We start from the raw sequence: 16915 nt of genomic DNA on the forward strand, positions 1-16915 counted from the left end.
CCTTCAGTGTCGGTGGTGGGTCAGAAGATGTTGAGGACGAAGCCGCCGATGAACAGCGCGATCGAGGCCACGAGGAGGACGGCCGCCGTGATGGCGAGCACGACGGGGGTGCTGATGCCGCTCCGCTTCTGCGGGGCGATCATCGCGGTCCCGGCGGCGTGCGTCGAGACGGCGCTCGAGGCCCGGACGGGTTCCGAGTCGGCGGCGGGCTGCTCCCGGTCGATGCGGTCGACGTAGCGGTCGACGTCCGGGGAGTCGTAGAGGTTGGGGTGCTGGCCCGTCGAGCCGAGACTGCGCGGGAGGTCGAAGGAACCGGTGACGAGGACCTCGCCGGTGTCGACCTTCGTCTCGCCGGAGGTCGGGAGGATGAGCGCGTTGGTCGTGGTGACCGCGCCCGTCGAGGCGACTCCGCTCGCGATGAGGGAGTCGAAGGAGGCGTCGACCTCCTCCTTCGACTTGCTGTCGAGCTCGTCGGTGATCGCGAGGTGCTCGATCGGCGGGTGGAAGCTGCCGGTGATCTCGGTGGCCTTCTCGTCGGCGATGTCGAGGGAGCCGACGGTGGCGAAGAGAGCGGTGTTCAGCTTCGGCTGCTCGGCGGGCGCGAACTCGCCGGTGGTGCTCGAGGAGGAGGGCAGTGCGGAGGCGCGGTCGAGCGCGCCGGCGACCTCGGACTCCTCCTCGCGGGGCTGCTCGACCGGAGCGGGGGTCTCCTCCGCGACCTCGGCGACGGCCGGCGCGGGATCGTCGACGGGTGTCGCGGCGACCTGCTCGGCCTGCTGCTTCGCCAGGAGGGCGCGCAGCTCGCGACGAGTGAGTGGGCGCTCCCCGTCGGGAGTGACGATGTCGATCGACGAGGTGCGCAGCTCGGGCTCGCCCGCCGGGGTCGGCTCGACCGGTGCGATGCGGATCGCCTGCGTCGGCGTGAGGACGGGCATCTCGCCGGCGGCGGTCACGGACGCGGTCGCGGCCCGTCGGGACGTGGTCGGCACGGCCGCCGGAGCGGCACCGGCCTCTTGCCGCTCGCGCTCGCGGATCTCGCGCCGGGTGAGCGGCTTCTCCTCGGGCTGAACTGTCATGACGTACTCCGATACAGGTGGTGCTTCGAGATGTACTGGACGACACCATCGGGAACCAGATACCAGACCGGATCACCCCGGTTCACGCGGCTCCGACAGTCCGTCGAGGAAATCGCTAGCGCCGGAATTTCCAACAAGGATACGTCCTGGGCCGGTAATCCCGAAACGTTGAGCACGTGGCCGGGGCGGCTCACCGCGACGAAATGGGCGAGCTCCCACAGTTCGTCGTAGTCCTTCCAGCTCAGGATCTGCGCGACGGCGTCGGCTCCGGTGATGAAGAACAGCTCGGCGTCGGGGTGCGCGGCGTGGATGTCGCGCAGCGTGTCGATCGTGTAGGTGGTGCCGATCCGGTCGACGTCGACCCGGCTGACCGTGAAGCGCGGATTGGAGGCGGTGGCGATCACCGTCATCAGATAGCGGTGCTCGGCCGAGGTCACCGTCTTCTTGTGCCACGGCTGACCGGTGGGCACGAAGACGACCTCGTCGAGATCGAACGACTGCGCCACCTCGGAGGCGGCGACGAGGTGCCCGTGGTGGATCGGGTCGAACGTGCCGCCCATCACGCCGATGCGGGGACGCCGCGGGTCTCCGCTGACGGCGGACGTCACGATCGTGGCGCCTCCGGACTAGTGGCCGTGGCCGTGCTGGTCGTGCGAGGCTCCCGCGGTCTTGTGGGAGTGGCGGTTCGCCACGTCGCGGTAGCTCCAGGTGACGAAGCCGAGCGCGGTGAAGGCCACGGCGGCGATCAGGCCGAAGACGATGGCCGGGAAGGGCAGCTCCACATGGGTCGAGGCTTCTGCGAGGACGGTCGTCGCCAGGGTCATGCGATGCTCCTTGAAGGTCGGGGGCCCCGAGGGGCTCCGTCGAGTCTAGTCGGACCCTACGCGCGGACCTGTCCGGCGCCGCGCAGGAGCCACTTCGTGCTGGTCAGCTCGGGCAGGCCCATCGGGCCGCGGGCGTGCAGCTTCTGCGTCGAGATGCCGACCTCGGCGCCGAAGCCGAACTCGCCTCCGTCGGTGAAGCGGGTGGAGGCGTTGACCATCACGACCGCGGAGTCGACCTCGGCGAGGAAGCGCTCGGCACTGCCCAGGTCGTTGGTGACGATGGACTCGGTGTGGTGCGTCGAGTACCGGGCGATGTGCTCCATCGCGGCGTCGAGGTCGTCGACCACGGCGACGGCGATGTCGAGCGAGTAGTACTCGGCCGACCAGTCCTCCTCCGTGGCCTCGACCGCGTCGGGGAAGAGCGCGCGGACGCGCTCGTCGCCGTGCACGGTGACGCCCGCGCTCGCGAGCCGGCCGAGGACCGGAGGCAGGAGGCGCTCGGCCGCATCGCGGTGGACCAGCAGGGTCTCGAGCGCGTTGCAGGTGCTCGGGCGCTGGGTCTTGGCGTTGTGCACGATGTCGACCGACCACTGCTCGTCGGCGCTCGCGTCGAGGAAGACGTGGACCACTCCCGCGCCGGTCTCGATGACGGGCACGGTCGACTCCGTCACCACCGACTCGATGAGGCCGGCGCTCCCCCGCGGCACGAGGACGTCGACGTAGCCGCGGGCGCGCATCAGCGCCCTCGCGCCCTCGCGCCCGTGGTCGTCGACCGTCTGGATCAGCTCGGCCGGGAGCCCGACGGAGGCGACCGCCTCCTGCAGGAGCTCCACGAGGATCCCGTTGGTGTTCTCCGCCGCGCTGCCGCCGCGCAGGATCACCGCGTTGCCGCTCTTGAGGGCGAGCGCGGCGATGTCGATCGTCACATTGGGCCGGGCCTCGTAGATCGCGCCGACGACGCCGAAGGGCACCCGGACCTGGGTCAGCGAGGCGCCGTTCGGCAGATGGGAGCCGCGGACGGTCTGCCCGACGGGATCGATGAGCCCCGCGACCGCGACCACGGCGTCGGCCAGCGAGCCGAGGCGCGCCTCGTCGAGACGGAGGCGGTCCTGCAGACCCGCGCTCATGCCGTTCTCACGGCCGTTGGCGAGGTCGAGCTCGTTCGCGGGGACGATGCGCTCGGCGCCGGCGCGGACCGCCTCGGCGATCGCCAGGAGCGCGCGGTTCTTGAGGTCGGTGGTGGCGCTGCGGAGCGAGCGGGACGCCCGGCGCGAGGCGGCGAACCGCTCGGTGAGGACGGCGCTGCTCTCGAGGGTGGTCTGCGGCATCCGGCCAGTGTATTCGCTGCCGCGAGAGAGGGAGCGGGCTCCCGCGCACCGCGCGGGAGCCCCTCGCTCAGTCCTCGACGGGGTCGCCCTCGTCGGCGACGCGCCACACGCCGCCCAGGCGCTCGCGCTCGAGGTCGGCGCGGGCGGCCGCCTTCGCGTCCATCCGCTCGAAGTACTCCTCGCGGCGCTCGTTGCGGGTCTTGCGGCCGTTCTCGTCGAGGCGCACGTCGGTGCCGCGCGGCGCAGTGATGAGCTCGGCGGTCGAGGTGAGCGTCGGCTCCCAGTCGAAGACGACTCCGTCGCCTCGGCCGATGACCACCGTGGAGCCCGCGACGGCACCGGCCGAGAAGAGGCCGTTCTCGACGCCGAGCTTCGCCAGGCGGTCGGCGAGGAATCCGACGGCCTCGTCGTTGGTGAAGTCGGTCTGGGCGACCCAGCGCACCGGCTTCGTGCCCAGCACCCGGTAGATGTTGCCGTAGGACCCGCCCTCGACGCGGATCTCGAAGTCCTTCTCGTCCACGGCGCGCGGGCGGATCGTGATCCGCTCGACCTTCGGCACCGCGGCGAGCTCGGCCCGGTGCTGCTCGACGATCTCGGCGAGCGCGAAGGTGAGCTGGCGCAGTCCTGCGTGGCTGACCGCGGAGATCTCGAACACGCGGTAGCCGCGGCCCTCGAGATCGGCGCGGACGAACGCGGCGAGCTCCTTCGCCTCCGGCACGTCGACCTTGTTGAGGGCGATGAGCTGGGGACGCTCGACGAGCGGGATCTGGCCGTCGCCGACCGGGTAGGCGGCGAGCTCACCCAGGATGACGTCGAGATCGCTGAGCGGGTCGCGACCGGGCTCGAGAGTGGCGCAGTCGAGCACGTGGACCAGCGCGGTGCAGCGCTCGACGTGGCGGAGGAACTCGAGGCCGAGGCCCTTGCCCTCGCTCGCGCCCTCGATCAGCCCGGGGACGTCGGCGACGGTGTAGCGCGACTCCCCCGCCTGGACCACGCCGAGGTTGGGGGCGAGCGTCGTGAACGGGTAGTCGGCGATCTTCGGCTTCGCGGCCGAGATGGCGGCGACGAGGCTCGACTTGCCGGCGGACGGGAAGCCGACCAGCGCGACGTCGGCGACGGTCTTCAGCTCGAGGACGACATCGCCCTCCCAGCCGGGGGTGCCGAGCAGTGCGAAGCCGGGCGCCTTGCGCTTGGTGGTCGCGAGGGACGCGTTGCCGAGCCCGCCCTGACCGCCGGGGGCGATGACGTACCGGAGCCCCGGCTCGTCCATGTCGATGAGCTCGTCACCCTCGGGGGACTTCACGACGGTGCCCAGCGGCACGGGCAGCTCGAGGAGCTCGCCGTTGCCTCCGGCGCGGTGGTCGCCCATCCCGGGCCCGCCGTTGTCGGAAGAGCGGTGCGGGTGGCGGTGGTAGGCGAGGAGCGTGGTGGTCTGCGGGTCGGCGACGAGCACGATGTCGCCTCCGTGACCGCCGTTGCCGCCGTCGGGACCCGCCAGGGGCTTGAACTTCTCGCGGCGGACGGAGACGCAGCCGTTCCCGCCGTGGCCGGCACGCAGGTGCAGCGTGACGTTGTCGACGAAGGTGACCATGGGTGAGATTTCCGTCCGATGTGTAGTGGAGAGGCTCCGGAGTGCCCGGATGCCGGTGTGCGGGGCCGTACAACGCGCAAGGGGCGAGCCGAAGCCCGCCCCTTGCGTCCTGAGCCTGTCCGGCCGAGGTGTCTGACTCTGGAGGAGTGGACCTACAGGGCCGCCGCCACGATGTTGACGACCTTGCGGCCGCCCTTGGTGCCGAACTCGACCGAACCGGCCGAGAGGGCGAACAGGGTGTCGTCGCCACCGCGACCGACGTTCGCGCCGGGGTGGAAGTGGGTGCCGCGCTGGCGGACGATGATCTCGCCCGCGTTGACGACCTGACCGCCGAAGCGCTTCACGCCGAGACGCTGCGCGTTCGAGTCGCGCCCGTTGCGAGTGGAGCTCGCGCCCTTCTTGTGTGCCATTTCTCATCTCCTCGAGACCGGGGGGCCGCAGCCCCGTGCTGATTCCCCGCGGACGATGGCTCGCTCCGCAGGACAGCTGATGTGCTGTAGGGCTGGATCAGCCCGACGGCAGGGTTACTTGATGCCCGTGACCTTGACGCGCGTGAGGTCCTGACGGTGCCCCTGACGCTTCTTGTAGCCGGTCTTGTTCTTGAACTTCTGGATGATGATCTTCGGACCGCGGAGATCCTCGAGCACCTCGGCCGTGACCGAGACGCCCGCGAGGGTCGCTGCATCCGAGGTGATCGACTCTCCGTCGACGAGGAGCACGGCAGGAAGCTGCACGGTGCTGCCCTTGCCGGCCTTGATGCGGTCCATCGTCACGATGGTGCCGATCTCGACCTTCTCCTGCCGACCGCCGGCGCGCACAACTGCGTAAACCACTTCTCGTACCTGTTTCTCGTCTGGACGGAGCGAGTGCGCCATCCGGGGCTTGTAGGGACGGGGCGGAGCCCCGATCTTCCGACTCCCGCGTCGCACACGACGCGAGGGAACCGGCACCGCGGCTCACCCTCCCGGAGGAGGCGAGCGACAGCGGAAATCTGCGTGAGCACATGGATCGCGCCACACCAACGGTCAAGAGTACGGGATGCGCAGCCGCTGGTCAAACGCCCCAGCTCCGAGCGCCGCCCTGTACCGGCGACTCCGTCACGATAGTCGAGCGCCGGCGATCGGCGGCCGCGGCACGCCGCCTACGATCGACGGATGGCGATCCTCCTCGACGCGGCGCGCTGGCCGGCCCACGGCCGGCTGTGGGCCCATGTCGTCAGCGACACCTCTCTGGAGGAGCTGCACGGCTTCGCTCGACGGGTCGGTCTGCCGGAGCGCAGCTTCGACCTCGACCACTACGACGTTCCGGAGGAGCGGCGGGCGGAGCTGCTCGCGGCCGGAGCGGTCGCGGTCGGTGCCCGCGAGCTGGTGGAGCGCCTCCGGGACAGCGGGCTGCGGGTGAAGGGCCGGGACCGCGAGACGGAGAGGGCCCGGCGCCGGCTCTCGCCGGGCACCGGGCCCCACTGACGACCTGACGGCCGGCTACTGCTGCTCGGCCCGCCGCGGCGTCTGCTCGGGGATGACGGCGATGCCCGTCAGGGCGGCGGTCGTCACGCGGCGGCTCTTCGCGCGGCCCTGTCCCGGCTGCTTCGGCGCCGGCAGGGCGTCGAGGACGGAGTCGAGCAGGTGCTCGGCGACCTCGCTGCGCACGCGGCGCTCGACCACCGGCGCGGGCGGGATGGGGATGTCGAGGATCGGCACCGCGGGGGCCGTCTCGACGGGGGCGGGAGCGCTCGCCTCCTCGGCAGGGGCGTCGACCGTCTCGGGGCGCGGCTCGCGATCGCGACCGCGACGGCGGCGCTCACCGCGGGCGGGGCGCTCGCTCCGGCGGGAGGAGGTCTCGGCGGGCGCCTGCTCCTCCGTCGCCGTCTCGGGCGCCTCGGTGCGGGCCGACTCGCCGGCCGCCTCGTCGACGAGCGCTGCGGCCTCCTCCGCGGCCTGACGCACCGCCGGCGGGTGGATCGTGCTGGCGGCGATCTGCGCGAGCGCGTTCTTGGCGTCGTCGGTGATGGCGTGGGTGCTGGCGGCCTTGGAAGACGAGCCGTTCTGGCCGTTGCCGTTCTGACCGTTGCCGTTCTGCTGGTTCGAGCGCCTCGACGGCGCCTGGTCGCCGCCCGAGCCACCGCGGCGGCGCTCCTGCTGGGGAGGCGTGGTCGAGCGGTGCTTGAGGACGGGATCGTGGTGCACGATCACGCCGCGGCCGGCGCAGACCTCGCAGTTCTCGCTGAAGGTCTCGAGGAGCCCGAGACCGAGCTTCTTGCGGGTCATCTGGACGAGCCCGAGCGAGGTGACCTCGGCGACCTGGTGCTTGGTGCGGTCGCGGCTGAGGCACTCGACGAGACGGCGCAGCACGAGGTCGCGGTTGGACTCGAGGACCATGTCGATGAAGTCGACGACGATGATGCCGCCGATGTCGCGCAGACGCAGCTGGCGGACGATCTCCTCCGCCGCCTCGAGGTTGTTCTTCGTGACGGTCTCCTCGAGGTTGCCGCCGGAGCCGACGAACTTGCCCGTGTTGACGTCGACGACGGTCATCGCCTCGGTGCGGTCGATGACCAGGGAGCCGCCGCTCGGCAGCCACACCTTGCGCTCGAGGGCCTTCTCGATCTGCTCCGTGATGCGGAACGCGTCGAACGCGTCCTCGTCGCCGGTGTAGACCTCGACGCGCTCGAGCAGATCGGGGGCGACCTGGCTGAGGTACAGCTCGATCGTCTCGCGGGCGTCGTCGCCGGCGATGACCATCTTCTCGAAGTCCTCGTTGAAGACGTCGCGCACGATCTTGATGAGCAGGTCCGGCTCGCTGTGCAGGAGCGCGGGGGCCTGGCCGGTCGCCGCCTTCTCGCTGAGGGCCGTCCACTGCGCGGTGAGGCGCTCGACGTCGACGGTGAGCTGCTCCTCGGTGGCGCCCTCGGCGGCCGTGCGCACGATGACGCCGACGTTCTCGGGGAGGACCTCCTTGAGGATCTTCTTCAGGCGCGCCCGCTCGGTGTCGGGGAGCTTGCGGGAGATGCCGTTCATCGAGCCGTTGGGCACGTAGACGAGGTAGCGGCCCGGGAGCGAGATCTGGCTCGTGAGGCGCGCGCCCTTGTGACCGATCGGGTCCTTCGTCACCTGGACGAGGACGCGGTCGCCCGGCTTGAGGGCGAGCTCGATGCGGCGCGGGCCGCCGGCGTTGTTCGCTGCGTCCCAGTCGACCTCGCCGGAGTAGAGGACGGCGTTGCGCCCGCGACCGATGTCGACGAACGCGGCCTCCATGCTCGGGAGGACGTTCTGCACGCGGCCGAGGTAGACGTTGCCGATCAGCGACGCCTCCTGCGAGCGGGCGACGTAGTGCTCGGCGAGGACGCCGTCCTCGAGGACGCCGATGCGGATGCTCTCCTGCTGCGAGCGGACGACCATCACGCGGTCGACGGCCTCGCGGCGGGCGAGGAACTCGGACTCGGTGACGACGGTGCGGCGCCGTCCGGCGTCGCGACCGTCGCGACGTCGCTGCTTCTTGGCCTCGAGGCGCGTGGAGCCCTTGATGCGCTGCGGCTCGGTGATGAGCTCGGGCTCGCGCTGCTCCCGCTGCTCGCGCGGCTGCCGGACCCGGACGACCGTGTTCTCGGGGTCGTCCGAGCCGTTGCGGTCGGTCTCGCCGCTGCGACGTCGCGAGCGGCGGCGGACGGAGCCCTGCTCCTCGGCCGGGGCCTCGCGCTCTTCGCGGACGTCGAGAGGTGCGCCGCGCGGAGGGAGCGGCGTCAGCTCGACGTACGCGGGCAGGTCCGGCGCCTGGAAGAGCAGCGACGTGCTCGGGAGGGCCGGACGCGCCGGCCGCTCCTCGGCCATCGGAGTCTGCGGGAGCGCGTTGAAGAACACCGCACCCGTCGACGTCGACGGCTCGTCGACGCCCTGCTGCTCGGTCTGGTCGGTCTCGTCGGTATCGATGATCGTTCCCCCTGTCGCTGGCGCGCTCGACTCGGTCCGTCGGGAAGCCCGACGGCCACCGAAGAGGCGGCTGATCTTCTTGGCCCCGCTGCGGGGCTCGTCGCGGTCCGGATCGGATCCGCTCGTGCTCTTGTCTTCCACCATTCCTGGTGCACTCCTCGGCCGGGTCGTCCGCCGCGCCTTCTCACCCGGATGCTCTTCTCGTGCGAGCGGGCCGCCTGGGGCCCGTCGCGAATCCTTCCGCTCCCCCGGTTCCGTCGCTCACGTGGCGCGGACTCTGGGTGCAGCTTCTCTCGGAACTGACTATCCGACACGTGCCCCGCCGCGGTGCGACCGTCGGTCGTCTCGCGGTGGAGCGCTGATCCGTCGCGTCCATTCGCGGAACGCTGTCGATCTCCTGTGGCCCGGTACTCGCCCGGTAAACCTTCTTCGCGTCGGTGCGGGCTCTTGCCGACCGACGGATCCGATTATCGCACGCATTCCCAGAGCCGCCGATCCGCCGCATGCCATAATCCCCCGGTGTCCAGCGATCACGCGGTGTCCCGCGCCCCGAGCCGTCGTCGACCGATCGGATTCGCAGTCCTCCTGATCGTGCTCGGAGCGATCGGCTGGACGGCCGCGTTCGCGCTCACCCTCGACAAGTTCACGGCCCTCACCGACCCGACGACGGGGCTCGGCTGCGACTTCAGCCTGCTCGTGCAGTGCAGCGCCAATCTGAACTCGCCGCAGGGCGCCGTGTTCGGCTTCCCGAATCCGCTCATCGGAGTCGCGGCGTGGATCGCGCCCATCGTCGTGGGCGCCGGGCTGCTCGCCGGGGCGCGCTTCGACCGGTGGTTCTGGGCCGTCTTCAACCTGGGCTTCGTCTTCGCCCTCGGCTTCGTGTGCTGGCTGATCGCCACGAGCATCTTCGCCCTCGGCACTCTCTGCCCGTGGTGCATGCTCACCTGGTCGGTCGTGATCCCCGGGTTCTGGCTGGTGACCCTCCGCAACCTCCGCGAGGGCGTGTTCCCCGTCCCGGAGCGCGTCCGCCGCGCCGCCGCAGCCGCCTACGGCTGGATCCCCTTCATCACGCTGATCTGCTACCTGGCGATCGCGGTGCTCGCGCAGTTCCGTCTGAACGTGCTCTCGTACCTGTAGTCCTCTGCACCGCTTCCGCGGTGCCGCGGTCGGCTCATACAGGTGGTCGCGTCGCAGAGAGCGTCCTGCGTGCGGCGACGGGAAAGCGCTTGGACGCGCCTTCCCGGATACGCCTCGCGGGTGGCGGATGATCCGCAGGCTACGAGTCCGGATACGGCGGGGGCGAAGCGGGCGTCCGCTCGCCGAGCAGGGCCCGCGGGTGCGCATCGAGACCGACTTGCTTCAGCAGATCCGCCTTCACACCTGGCCTTCTGGCGCTGGTGGATCTCGATACGCCCTCTGCGAGGGCTACTCGATCAGCAGGCAGGGAGTGACGGCCGAGAGCGAACGCCGGTCCTGTCCGTCACTCAGCAGAATCGGCGACCCCCTCGGAGGCGTATCCGGGAAAGCGCGTCCAAGCGCTTTCCCGTCGCCGAACGCGGGACGCTCCTGGGAGCGCTACCGCCTCTGAACGCCGACCGCGGTGGCGCGGGTCACCGCGGCACAGACGACACGGCGTATCCGGGAAAGCGCGTCCGAGCGCTTTCCCGTCGCCGAACGCAGGACGCTCTCTGGAGCGCTACCGCCCCGGGAAGCCGACTGCGGTTCCGCGGATCACCGCGGAACACAGAGGCGGCTGCGGTTCGCCTCTAGGCGAACCACAGAGCGAGCTCGCGAGCGGCCGATTCTGCGGAATCACTGCCATGAACCAGGTTCTGCTGCACCTTGAGGCCCCAGTCGCGGCCGAGGTCGCCGCGGATGGTGCCGGGGGCGGCGGTGGTCGGGTCGGTGGTGCCGGCGAGGGCGCGGAAGCCCTCGATGACGCGGTCGCCCGCGATGCGGAGGGCGACGATGGGGCCGCTCTCCATGAACTCGACGAGCGGCTCGTAGAACGGCTTGCCCTCGTGCTCCGCGTAGTGCGCGGCGAGCAGCTCGCGGTCGGCGTCGACGAGCTTGATGTCGACGAGCGAGTAGCCCTTCGCCTCGATGCGGCGGAGGATCTCGCCGGTGAGGTTGCGGGCGACGCCGTCGGGCTTGACGAGGACGAGTGTCTCCTGGATGGCCATGGTTCAGCGGTCTCCTTCGGTGGGGTCGGTGGGCCCGGGCGCCGGGGGGCGGCCCTGAGCGTCGAGTCGGGTGCCGGTCACCATGCAGTAGGTCCACAGGGCGACGAAGGCCGCTCCGATGACGAACATGATCGGGACGATCAGACCCGAGGCCACGATAACGAACTGGAGGGCCCAGCCGATCCGGAAGCCGACGGGGCGGTTCAGGAGGCCGAGGGTCGCGACCATCGCGAGGCAGACGACTCCGCCGCCGACGAGCACGACGACGGGGTCGGCGGCCTTCAGGCCGAAGGCGACGAGGGTCGCCAGGAACACGATGACCGTCTCGAAGCCGAGCACGATCGAGCCGAGGCTCTCGCGGACCGTCCTGGTGCGCCGAGGACGCCCCGCTCTCACGCGCCGAGCCAGTTCTCGTCGCGGGCGACGGTGATCGTGCGGCCGACGAGGGTGATCGAGCCCGTCACGACGAGCGCGCCCTTGTCGGTGCGCGCGGCGAGGAGGCGGCCGGCCGTCAACGCGCCGTGCGGGTCGTCGGCGACGTGGACCGCCTCCTCCGGGAACACGGTGCGCGCCAGCGCGGCGAGCTCGTCGGCGGGGAGGGCCCGGTCGCTCGGAGCCGTCGTGACGATCAGCTCGTCGACGACGGGGAGGAGGGCGCGCAGGATCCCCTCGGCGTCCTTCTCGGCGAGCACTCCGACGACCGCCGTCACGCGGTCGAAGTCGAAGTAGCGGCCGAGCGCGGCGGTGAGCGACGCGGCGCCGTGCGGGTTGTGCGCGGCGTCGACGATCGTGCGCGGCGAGAGGCCGACGAGCTGGAGCCTTCCCGGGGACGTGGCGCCCGCGAAGCCCTCGTCGAGCACGTCGCCGGTGAGCTGCTGCGTGCCTCCACCGAGGAAGGTCTCGACCGCCGCGACCGCGACAGCGGCGTTCTCGGCCTGGTGGTCGCCGAAGAACGGCAGCAGGAGCTGCTCGTACGTGGTGACGAGCCCGCGGACGGACACCAGCTGGCCGCCGACGGCGACGGTCGTCGAGGCGACGTCGAAGTCGGTGCCCTCGAAGACGATCGTCGACTCGGTGACGGAGGCGGCGTTCCGCAGCACCGCCTCCGCGTCGGGGGCCTGCTTCGCCGACACGACGGACGCGAGCGGCTTCACGATGCCGGACTTCGTGCGCGCGATCTCCTCGATCGTCGAGCCGAGACGGTCCGTGTGGTCGAGCGCGATCGGCGTGAAGACGGCGACCTGCGCGTCGGCGACGTTGGTCGAGTCCCACTCGCCGCCCATGCCGACCTCGACGACGGCGACGTCGATCGGAGCGTCGGCGAAGGCCGCGTAGGCCAGCACCGTGATCACCTCGAAGAACGACAGCGGCGCCTCGCCCTGCTCGGCGAGCTCGGCGTCGGTCATGCGGACGTAGGGCTCGACGTCCTGCCAGTTCGCGACGAGGCTCTCGTCCGAGATCGGCTCGCCGTCGATCACGATGCGCTCGTTGAAGCGCTCGAGGTGCGGACTGGTGAAGAGCCCCACTCGCAGTCCGTGGGCCCGCAGCAGGCTCTCGATCATGCGGCTGGTCGAGGTCTTGCCGTTCGTCCCCGCGATCTGGATGACCGGGTAGGCGCGCTGCGGGTCGCCGAGGATCTCGACGGCACGGCGGGTCGGGGCAAGGCGCGGGCGCACGTTCGCCTCGCCCAGCCGCTCGAGCAGGGTCGCGTAGACGGCGTCGGCGGCCCGGCGCGACTCGTCGTCGAAGAGATCAGACATCGGCGCTCTCGACCTTCTCGATGCGGATGATCGCGGTGCCGGCGGGACCGAACGCCACAGCGCCCTCGCCGCCCTCGAGCGCCGTGGTGAGCGGGGCGAAGGCGAAGCCGGTCGCGAGGGTCTCCTCCGCGATCCAGACCGCGTGCGGCTCGAGCGCCGCGAGACTCGGCTCGTCGAGCACCACCTCGAGGACGATGCGGTCGCTGACGTCCAGTCCGGCACCCTTGCGGGCGTCCTGGACCGCGCGGATGAGGTCGCGGGCGAGCCCCTCGGCCTCGAGCTCGGGCGTGGTCGCCGTGTCGAGCAGCACGAAACCCCCGCGCGGCAGCAGCGCGATGGCGCGGTCGTCGGAGCCGCCGCCGACCTCCAGGGTGAGCTCGTACTCGCCGTCGGCCAGCTCCACGCCGCCGGCGGTGACCACGCCGTCCGTCTCGCTCCAGTCGCCGGACTTGGCGGCCCTGATCACCGTCTGCACGCCCTTGCCCAGGCGCGGGCCGGCGGCGCGCGCGTTGACCGAGAGCCGCGAGGTGACGCCGTAGTCGGCGGCGCTGGATTCGACCATCGGCACGAGCACCACCTCCTTGACGTTCAGCTCGTCCCTGAGGATCGACTCGAACGGGGCGAGCTCGTCCGCCTCCGCCACGACCACGGTGAGCCGGGCGAGCGGGAGCCGGACGCGAAGCCCGGCCTGCTTCCGCAGCGAGAGCGCGGTCGACGAGATGGCGCGCACGGCGTCCATCGCGTGCACGAGCTCCTCGTCGACCGGGAACTCGTCCGCGGTCGGCCAGTCGGCCAGGTGCACGCTGCGCCCGCCCGTGAGGCCCTGCCAGATCTCCTCCGAGATCAGCGGGAGCAGCGGCGCGGCCACGCGGCACACCGTCTCGAGGACGGTGTAGAGCGTGTCGAACGCCTCGGAGCCGTGGCCCTCGTCGTCGACGCCCTGCCAGAAGCGGTCGCGCGAGCGGCGCACGTACCAGTTGGTGAGCACGTCGGCGAAGTCGCGCAGGGCTGCCGCGGCGAGGGTCGAGTCGAGCGACTCGAGGTGAGCGGTGAGCGTCTCGATCAGGTCGTGGGTCTTCGCCAGCAGGTAGCGGTCGAGCACGTCGCCGGAGTCGGTGCGCCGGGTCGCGCGGTAGCCGCCCGCCCCGGACGCGTTGGCGTAGAGGGAGAAGAAGTACCACGTGTTCCACAGCGGCAGCAGCACCTGGCGGACGCCCTCGCGGATGCCCTCCTCGGTGACGACGAGGTTGCCTCCTCGCAGCACGGGGCTCGACATCAGGAACCAGCGCATGGCGTCGGAGCCGTCGCGGTCGAAGACCTCGGCCACATCGGGGTAGTTGCGCAGCGACTTCGACATCTTCTGCCCGTCGTTGCCGAGGACGATGCCGTGGCTGACGACGTTGCGGAACGCGGGCCGGTCGAAGAGCGCGGTCGAGAGCACGTGCAGCGTGTAGAACCAGCCGCGGGTCTGCCCGATGTACTCGACGATGAAGTCGGCCGGGTTGTGCGAGTCGAACCAGTCGGCGTTCTCGAACGGGTAGTGCACCTGCGCGAACGGCATCGAGCCGGAGTCGAACCAGACGTCGAGGACGTCGCTGATCCGCCGCATGGTGGAGCGGCCGGTCGGGTCGTCGGGATTGGGCCGCGTGAGCTCGTCGATGAACGGTCGGTGCAGGTCGTCGGGTCGCACGCCGAAGTCGCGCTCGAGCTCGTCCAGCGAGCCGTACACGTCGATGCGCGGGTACTCGGGGTCGTCGCTCTTCCAGACCGGGATGGGCGAGCCGAAGTAGCGGTTGCGGCTGATCGACCAGTCGCGGGCGCCCGAGAGCCACTTGCCGAACTGGCCGTCCTTGACGTTGCCGGGCACCCAGGTGATCTCCTGGTTGAGCTCCTCCATCCGGTCGCGGATCGCGGTGACCCGGACGAACCAGCTCGAGACGGCCTTGTAGATCAGCGGATTGCGGCAGCGCCAGCAGTGGGGGTACGAGTGCTCGTAGCTCGCCTGGCGGAGGAGGCGGTGCTCGGCGCGCAGCAGCTGCGTGAGCGGCTTGTTCGCCTCGAAGACCTGGAGCCCCGCGACCTCGGCGATCTGGGGCAGGAAGCGCCCGCCGTCGTCGACGGAGATGATGACGGGGATGCCCGCCGCCTCGCACACCTTCTGGTCGTCCTCGCCGTAGGCGGGAGCCTGGTGCACGATGCCCGTGCCCTCGCTGGTCGTGACGTAGTCGGCGACCAGGATGCGCCACGCGTTCTGCGTGCCCCACGCTTCGGTGTCGGCGTAGTGGTCCCAGAGGCGGTCGTAGCTCACGCCCTCGAGCTCCGCGCCGCGGTGCGTGCGCGAGACGGCGGCCAGAGCCCCCGCCGCGTCGGCGTAGCCCAGGTCCTTCGCGTAGGCGCCGACCTGGTCGATCGCGAGCAGGTACTCGGCGGCGAGCTCGCGCTCCTCCGGCTCGCCCTTGCCGTCGGCGGCGCCGTTCGGGCCGGCCGGGACGACCGCGTACTCGATCTCGGGGCCGACCGCGAGGGCCAGGTTCGTCGGGAGGGTCCACGGAGTCGTCGTCCACGCGAGCGCGCGCACCGCGGTCAGGCCGAGGGCCTCCGCCGTCTCGCCCACGAGCGGGAAGGTCACGGTGACCGTCTGGTCCTGGCGCATCTTGTAGACGTCGTCGTCCATCCGCAGCTCGTGGTTCGAGAGCGGGGTCTGGTCGCGCCAGCAGTAGGGCAGCACCCGGTGGCCCTCGTAGGCGAGGCCCTTGTCGTAGAGCTGCTTGAACGCCCAGATGACCGACTCCATGAAGGTGGGGTCGAGCGTCTTGTAGTCGTCGTCGAAGTCGACCCAGCGGGCCTGGCGGGTGACGTAGTCCTGCCACTCCCCCGTGTAGCGCAGCACCGACTCCTTCGCCGCGGCGTTGAACGCGGCGACGCCCATCTCCTCGATCTGCGACTTGTCGGTGATGCCGAGCTGCCGCTCCGCCTCGAGCTCGGCGGGCAGACCATGGGTGTCCCAGCCGAACCGGCGGTGCACCTGCTTGCCGCGCATCGTCTCGAAGCGCGGGAAGACGTCCTTCGCGTAGCCCGTCAGCAGGTGCCCGTAGTGCGGGAGTCCGTTCGCGAACGGCGGGCCGTCGTAGAACACCCACTCCGGAGCGCCCTCGCGGGCGCGGATCGACTCCTGGAAGGTGTCGTCGGCCTTCCAGTAGGCGAGGACCCGCTCCTCGATCTCGGGGAAGCGCGGCGAGGCGCTCACTCCACGCCCGAAGGCGGAGTCTCGGCGGGCGGGCGGGGTCAGCGGATAGCTCACGTGCGGTCTCCTGGCAATGATGCTGGTCTGCACGAGGACGGCCCGCCCGGATCTTCAATCCCGGGCCGGGTCGCGGTACCACCTCGCTTGGTCCGCACAGCTCGCGCTGCGACGTTCCCACTCGATCGGCTGTCACGGGCCGTACCCGTCCGGGTCTACTGGGCGGAGGCCGGGGCCCTCGCCGTTCTTCCGGAGACTCGCCGGTGATGGCCGGGTCGATGTCGTCCACCCGATATCGTAGCGCGTCGGCGGAGGCGGGGCAGGAGCGGTGATGGCGCGGTCAGCAGCACGAGGACGGCCCCGGGCGTCCTCGCGATCGATGCTCGAGGACGCGGCGCTCGACCTCTTCGTCGAGCAGAGCTACGCGGGGACCACGGTCGAGCAGATCGCCCAGCGCGCGGGAGTCTCGCGCAACACGTTCTTCAACTACTTCGAGTCCAAGAGCGACGTCTTCTGGGTGCTCGTCGACGACCGCCTCGCCGAGCTGCCGGAGGCGCTCGCCGCGGTCGATCCCTCGCTTCCGGTCATGCCGGCGCTCCGCGAGGCGCTGCTCGCGGTCGGGGCGGGCTTCGGGCCGTCGACAGTGCCCTGGGCGCTCACCCAGACGGAGCTGATCGGGAGCGTGCACGAGCTGCAGGCCTCCGCCCTCTCGCGGCTCGTGCGGCAGGCCGAGGTGGTCGCCGCGTTCGCCGAGCGGCGGTCCGCGCATCCGCTGCCCTCCCACCTCACCCGGGCGCTCGCGTACGCCGCCGTCGGCGCCGCCGTGGCCGCCGTGCAGGCCTGGGCCGCCGCAGGGCCCACCCGGGGAGAGCTCGTGCCCTACCTCGACGAGGCGCTCGCTCCGGTCTGCAGCGGCTTCGCGCCGATCGTCGGCTGAGCCCCTCCCCGACCGGAACCGGGCCGCTCCCCGCGTAGAATCGACGCGG

General features: G+C 71.1%; 15 protein-coding genes. 3 read left to right on the forward strand and 12 right to left on the reverse strand.

Annotated elements, in window-relative coordinates:
• Positions 1 to 20: 20 nt before the first annotated feature.
• The 7 genes from GSU68_RS09320 to rplU form a co-directional block, all read right to left on the reverse strand.
• On the reverse strand, positions 21 to 1076 hold the full coding sequence (locus GSU68_RS09320) for a hypothetical protein (protein WP_159907577.1): 1056 nt from the start codon (positions 1074 to 1076) through the stop codon (positions 21 to 23).
• Positions 1073 to 1684, reverse strand: coding sequence for a nicotinate-nucleotide adenylyltransferase (gene nadD, locus GSU68_RS09325; RefSeq protein ID WP_159907579.1), 612 nt, complete (start codon positions 1682 to 1684; stop codon positions 1073 to 1075). Before nadD ends, GSU68_RS09320 begins: the two co-directional genes overlap by 4 nt.
• Positions 1685 to 1702: 18 nt before the next feature.
• The gene (locus GSU68_RS09330) at positions 1703 to 1900 is read right to left on the reverse strand and encodes a hypothetical protein (protein WP_159907582.1); all 198 of its coding nucleotides are present in this window, start codon (positions 1898 to 1900) and stop codon (positions 1703 to 1705) included.
• Between the two features lie 56 nt (positions 1901 to 1956).
• Positions 1957 to 3228, reverse strand: coding sequence for a glutamate-5-semialdehyde dehydrogenase (locus tag GSU68_RS09335; RefSeq protein ID WP_159907585.1), 1272 nt, complete (start codon positions 3226 to 3228; stop codon positions 1957 to 1959).
• Positions 3229 to 3295: 67 nt separating this feature from the next.
• A complete protein-coding gene (gene obgE / locus GSU68_RS09340; RefSeq protein WP_159907588.1) occupies positions 3296 to 4819 on the reverse strand; it encodes a GTPase ObgE in 1524 nt (507 codons plus the stop codon).
• Between the two features lie 152 nt (positions 4820 to 4971).
• Complete coding sequence (gene rpmA, locus GSU68_RS09345; protein ID WP_159907590.1) at positions 4972 to 5229, reverse strand: 50S ribosomal protein L27; 258 nt, start codon at positions 5227 to 5229, stop codon at positions 4972 to 4974.
• Between the two features lie 114 nt (positions 5230 to 5343).
• Positions 5344 to 5652 (reverse strand): 50S ribosomal protein L21, encoded by a 309-nt coding sequence (rplU, locus tag GSU68_RS09350; RefSeq protein ID WP_159907592.1) that lies wholly within the window; start codon positions 5650 to 5652, stop codon positions 5344 to 5346.
• 321 nt (positions 5653 to 5973) lie between these two features.
• Here rplU and GSU68_RS09355 point away from each other — a divergent pair, with 321 nt between their 5' ends.
• The gene (locus tag GSU68_RS09355; RefSeq protein WP_159907595.1) at positions 5974 to 6285 is read left to right on the forward strand and encodes a DUF4031 domain-containing protein; all 312 of its coding nucleotides are present in this window, start codon (positions 5974 to 5976) and stop codon (positions 6283 to 6285) included.
• Positions 6286 to 6300: 15 nt separating this feature from the next.
• On the opposite strand, the gene GSU68_RS09360 is transcribed toward GSU68_RS09355, so the two are convergent.
• On the reverse strand, positions 6301 to 8889 hold the full coding sequence (locus GSU68_RS09360; RefSeq protein WP_244259226.1) for an Rne/Rng family ribonuclease: 2589 nt from the start codon (positions 8887 to 8889) through the stop codon (positions 6301 to 6303).
• 375 nt (positions 8890 to 9264) lie between these two features.
• Here GSU68_RS09360 and GSU68_RS09365 point away from each other — a divergent pair, with 375 nt between their 5' ends.
• On the forward strand, positions 9265 to 9882 hold the full coding sequence (locus GSU68_RS09365) for a vitamin K epoxide reductase family protein (protein WP_244259227.1): 618 nt from the start codon (positions 9265 to 9267) through the stop codon (positions 9880 to 9882).
• A gap of 629 nt (positions 9883 to 10511) precedes the next feature.
• On the opposite strand, the gene ndk is transcribed toward GSU68_RS09365, so the two are convergent.
• The 4 genes from ndk to ileS are packed head-to-tail and all read right to left on the reverse strand — an operon-like array spanning position 10512 to position 15989.
• Positions 10512 to 10928 (reverse strand): nucleoside-diphosphate kinase, encoded by a 417-nt coding sequence (gene ndk, locus GSU68_RS09370; protein WP_159907598.1) that lies wholly within the window; start codon positions 10926 to 10928, stop codon positions 10512 to 10514.
• A 3-nt stretch (positions 10929 to 10931) separates the two neighbouring features.
• Positions 10932 to 11324 (reverse strand): DUF4233 domain-containing protein, encoded by a 393-nt coding sequence (locus tag GSU68_RS09375; RefSeq protein WP_244259228.1) that lies wholly within the window; start codon positions 11322 to 11324, stop codon positions 10932 to 10934.
• Positions 11321 to 12688 (reverse strand): folylpolyglutamate synthase/dihydrofolate synthase family protein, encoded by a 1368-nt coding sequence (locus GSU68_RS09380; protein ID WP_159907601.1) that lies wholly within the window; start codon positions 12686 to 12688, stop codon positions 11321 to 11323. Before GSU68_RS09380 ends, GSU68_RS09375 begins: the two co-directional genes overlap by 4 nt.
• A complete protein-coding gene (ileS, locus tag GSU68_RS09385; protein ID WP_159907603.1) occupies positions 12681 to 15989 on the reverse strand; it encodes an isoleucine--tRNA ligase in 3309 nt (1102 codons plus the stop codon). The genes GSU68_RS09380 and ileS overlap by 8 nt, the downstream gene beginning before the upstream one ends.
• Positions 15990 to 16260: 271 nt before the next feature.
• On the opposite strand from ileS, the gene GSU68_RS09390 reads away from it, so the two are divergent.
• Entirely contained in the window at positions 16261 to 16866 is a 606-nt protein-coding gene (locus GSU68_RS09390) for a TetR/AcrR family transcriptional regulator (RefSeq protein ID WP_159907606.1), read from the forward strand.
• Positions 16867 to 16915 lie beyond the last annotated feature (49 nt).

The organism is Rathayibacter sp. VKM Ac-2759 (assembly GCF_009834225.1).
Taxonomy (GTDB): domain Bacteria; phylum Actinomycetota; class Actinomycetes; order Actinomycetales; family Microbacteriaceae; genus Rathayibacter.

Bases quoted from the DNA above. Each gene is read 5' to 3' on its own strand.
- GSU68_RS09320 (WP_159907577.1), bottom strand. From the start codon at position 1,076: ATGACAGTTCAGCCCGAGGAGAAGCCGCTCACCCGGCGCGAGATCCGC.
- GSU68_RS09330 (WP_159907582.1), bottom strand. From the start codon at position 1,900: ATGACCCTGGCGACGACCGTCCTCGCAGAAGCCTCGACCCATGTGGAG.
- GSU68_RS09335 (WP_159907585.1), bottom strand. From the start codon at position 3,228: ATGCCGCAGACCACCCTCGAGAGCAGCGCCGTCCTCACCGAGCGGTTC.
- obgE (WP_159907588.1), bottom strand. From the start codon at position 4,819: ATGGTCACCTTCGTCGACAACGTCACGCTGCACCTGCGTGCCGGCCAC.
- rpmA (WP_159907590.1), bottom strand. From the start codon at position 5,229: ATGGCACACAAGAAGGGCGCGAGCTCCACTCGCAACGGGCGCGACTCG.
- GSU68_RS09355 (WP_159907595.1), top strand. From the start codon at position 5,974: ATGGCGATCCTCCTCGACGCGGCGCGCTGGCCGGCCCACGGCCGGCTG.
- GSU68_RS09360 (WP_244259226.1), bottom strand. From the start codon at position 8,889: ATGGTGGAAGACAAGAGCACGAGCGGATCCGATCCGGACCGCGACGAG.
- ndk (WP_159907598.1), bottom strand. From the start codon at position 10,928: ATGGCCATCCAGGAGACACTCGTCCTCGTCAAGCCCGACGGCGTCGCC.
- GSU68_RS09380 (WP_159907601.1), bottom strand. From the start codon at position 12,688: ATGTCTGATCTCTTCGACGACGAGTCGCGCCGGGCCGCCGACGCCGTC.
- GSU68_RS09390 (WP_159907606.1), top strand. From the start codon at position 16,261: ATGGCGCGGTCAGCAGCACGAGGACGGCCCCGGGCGTCCTCGCGATCG.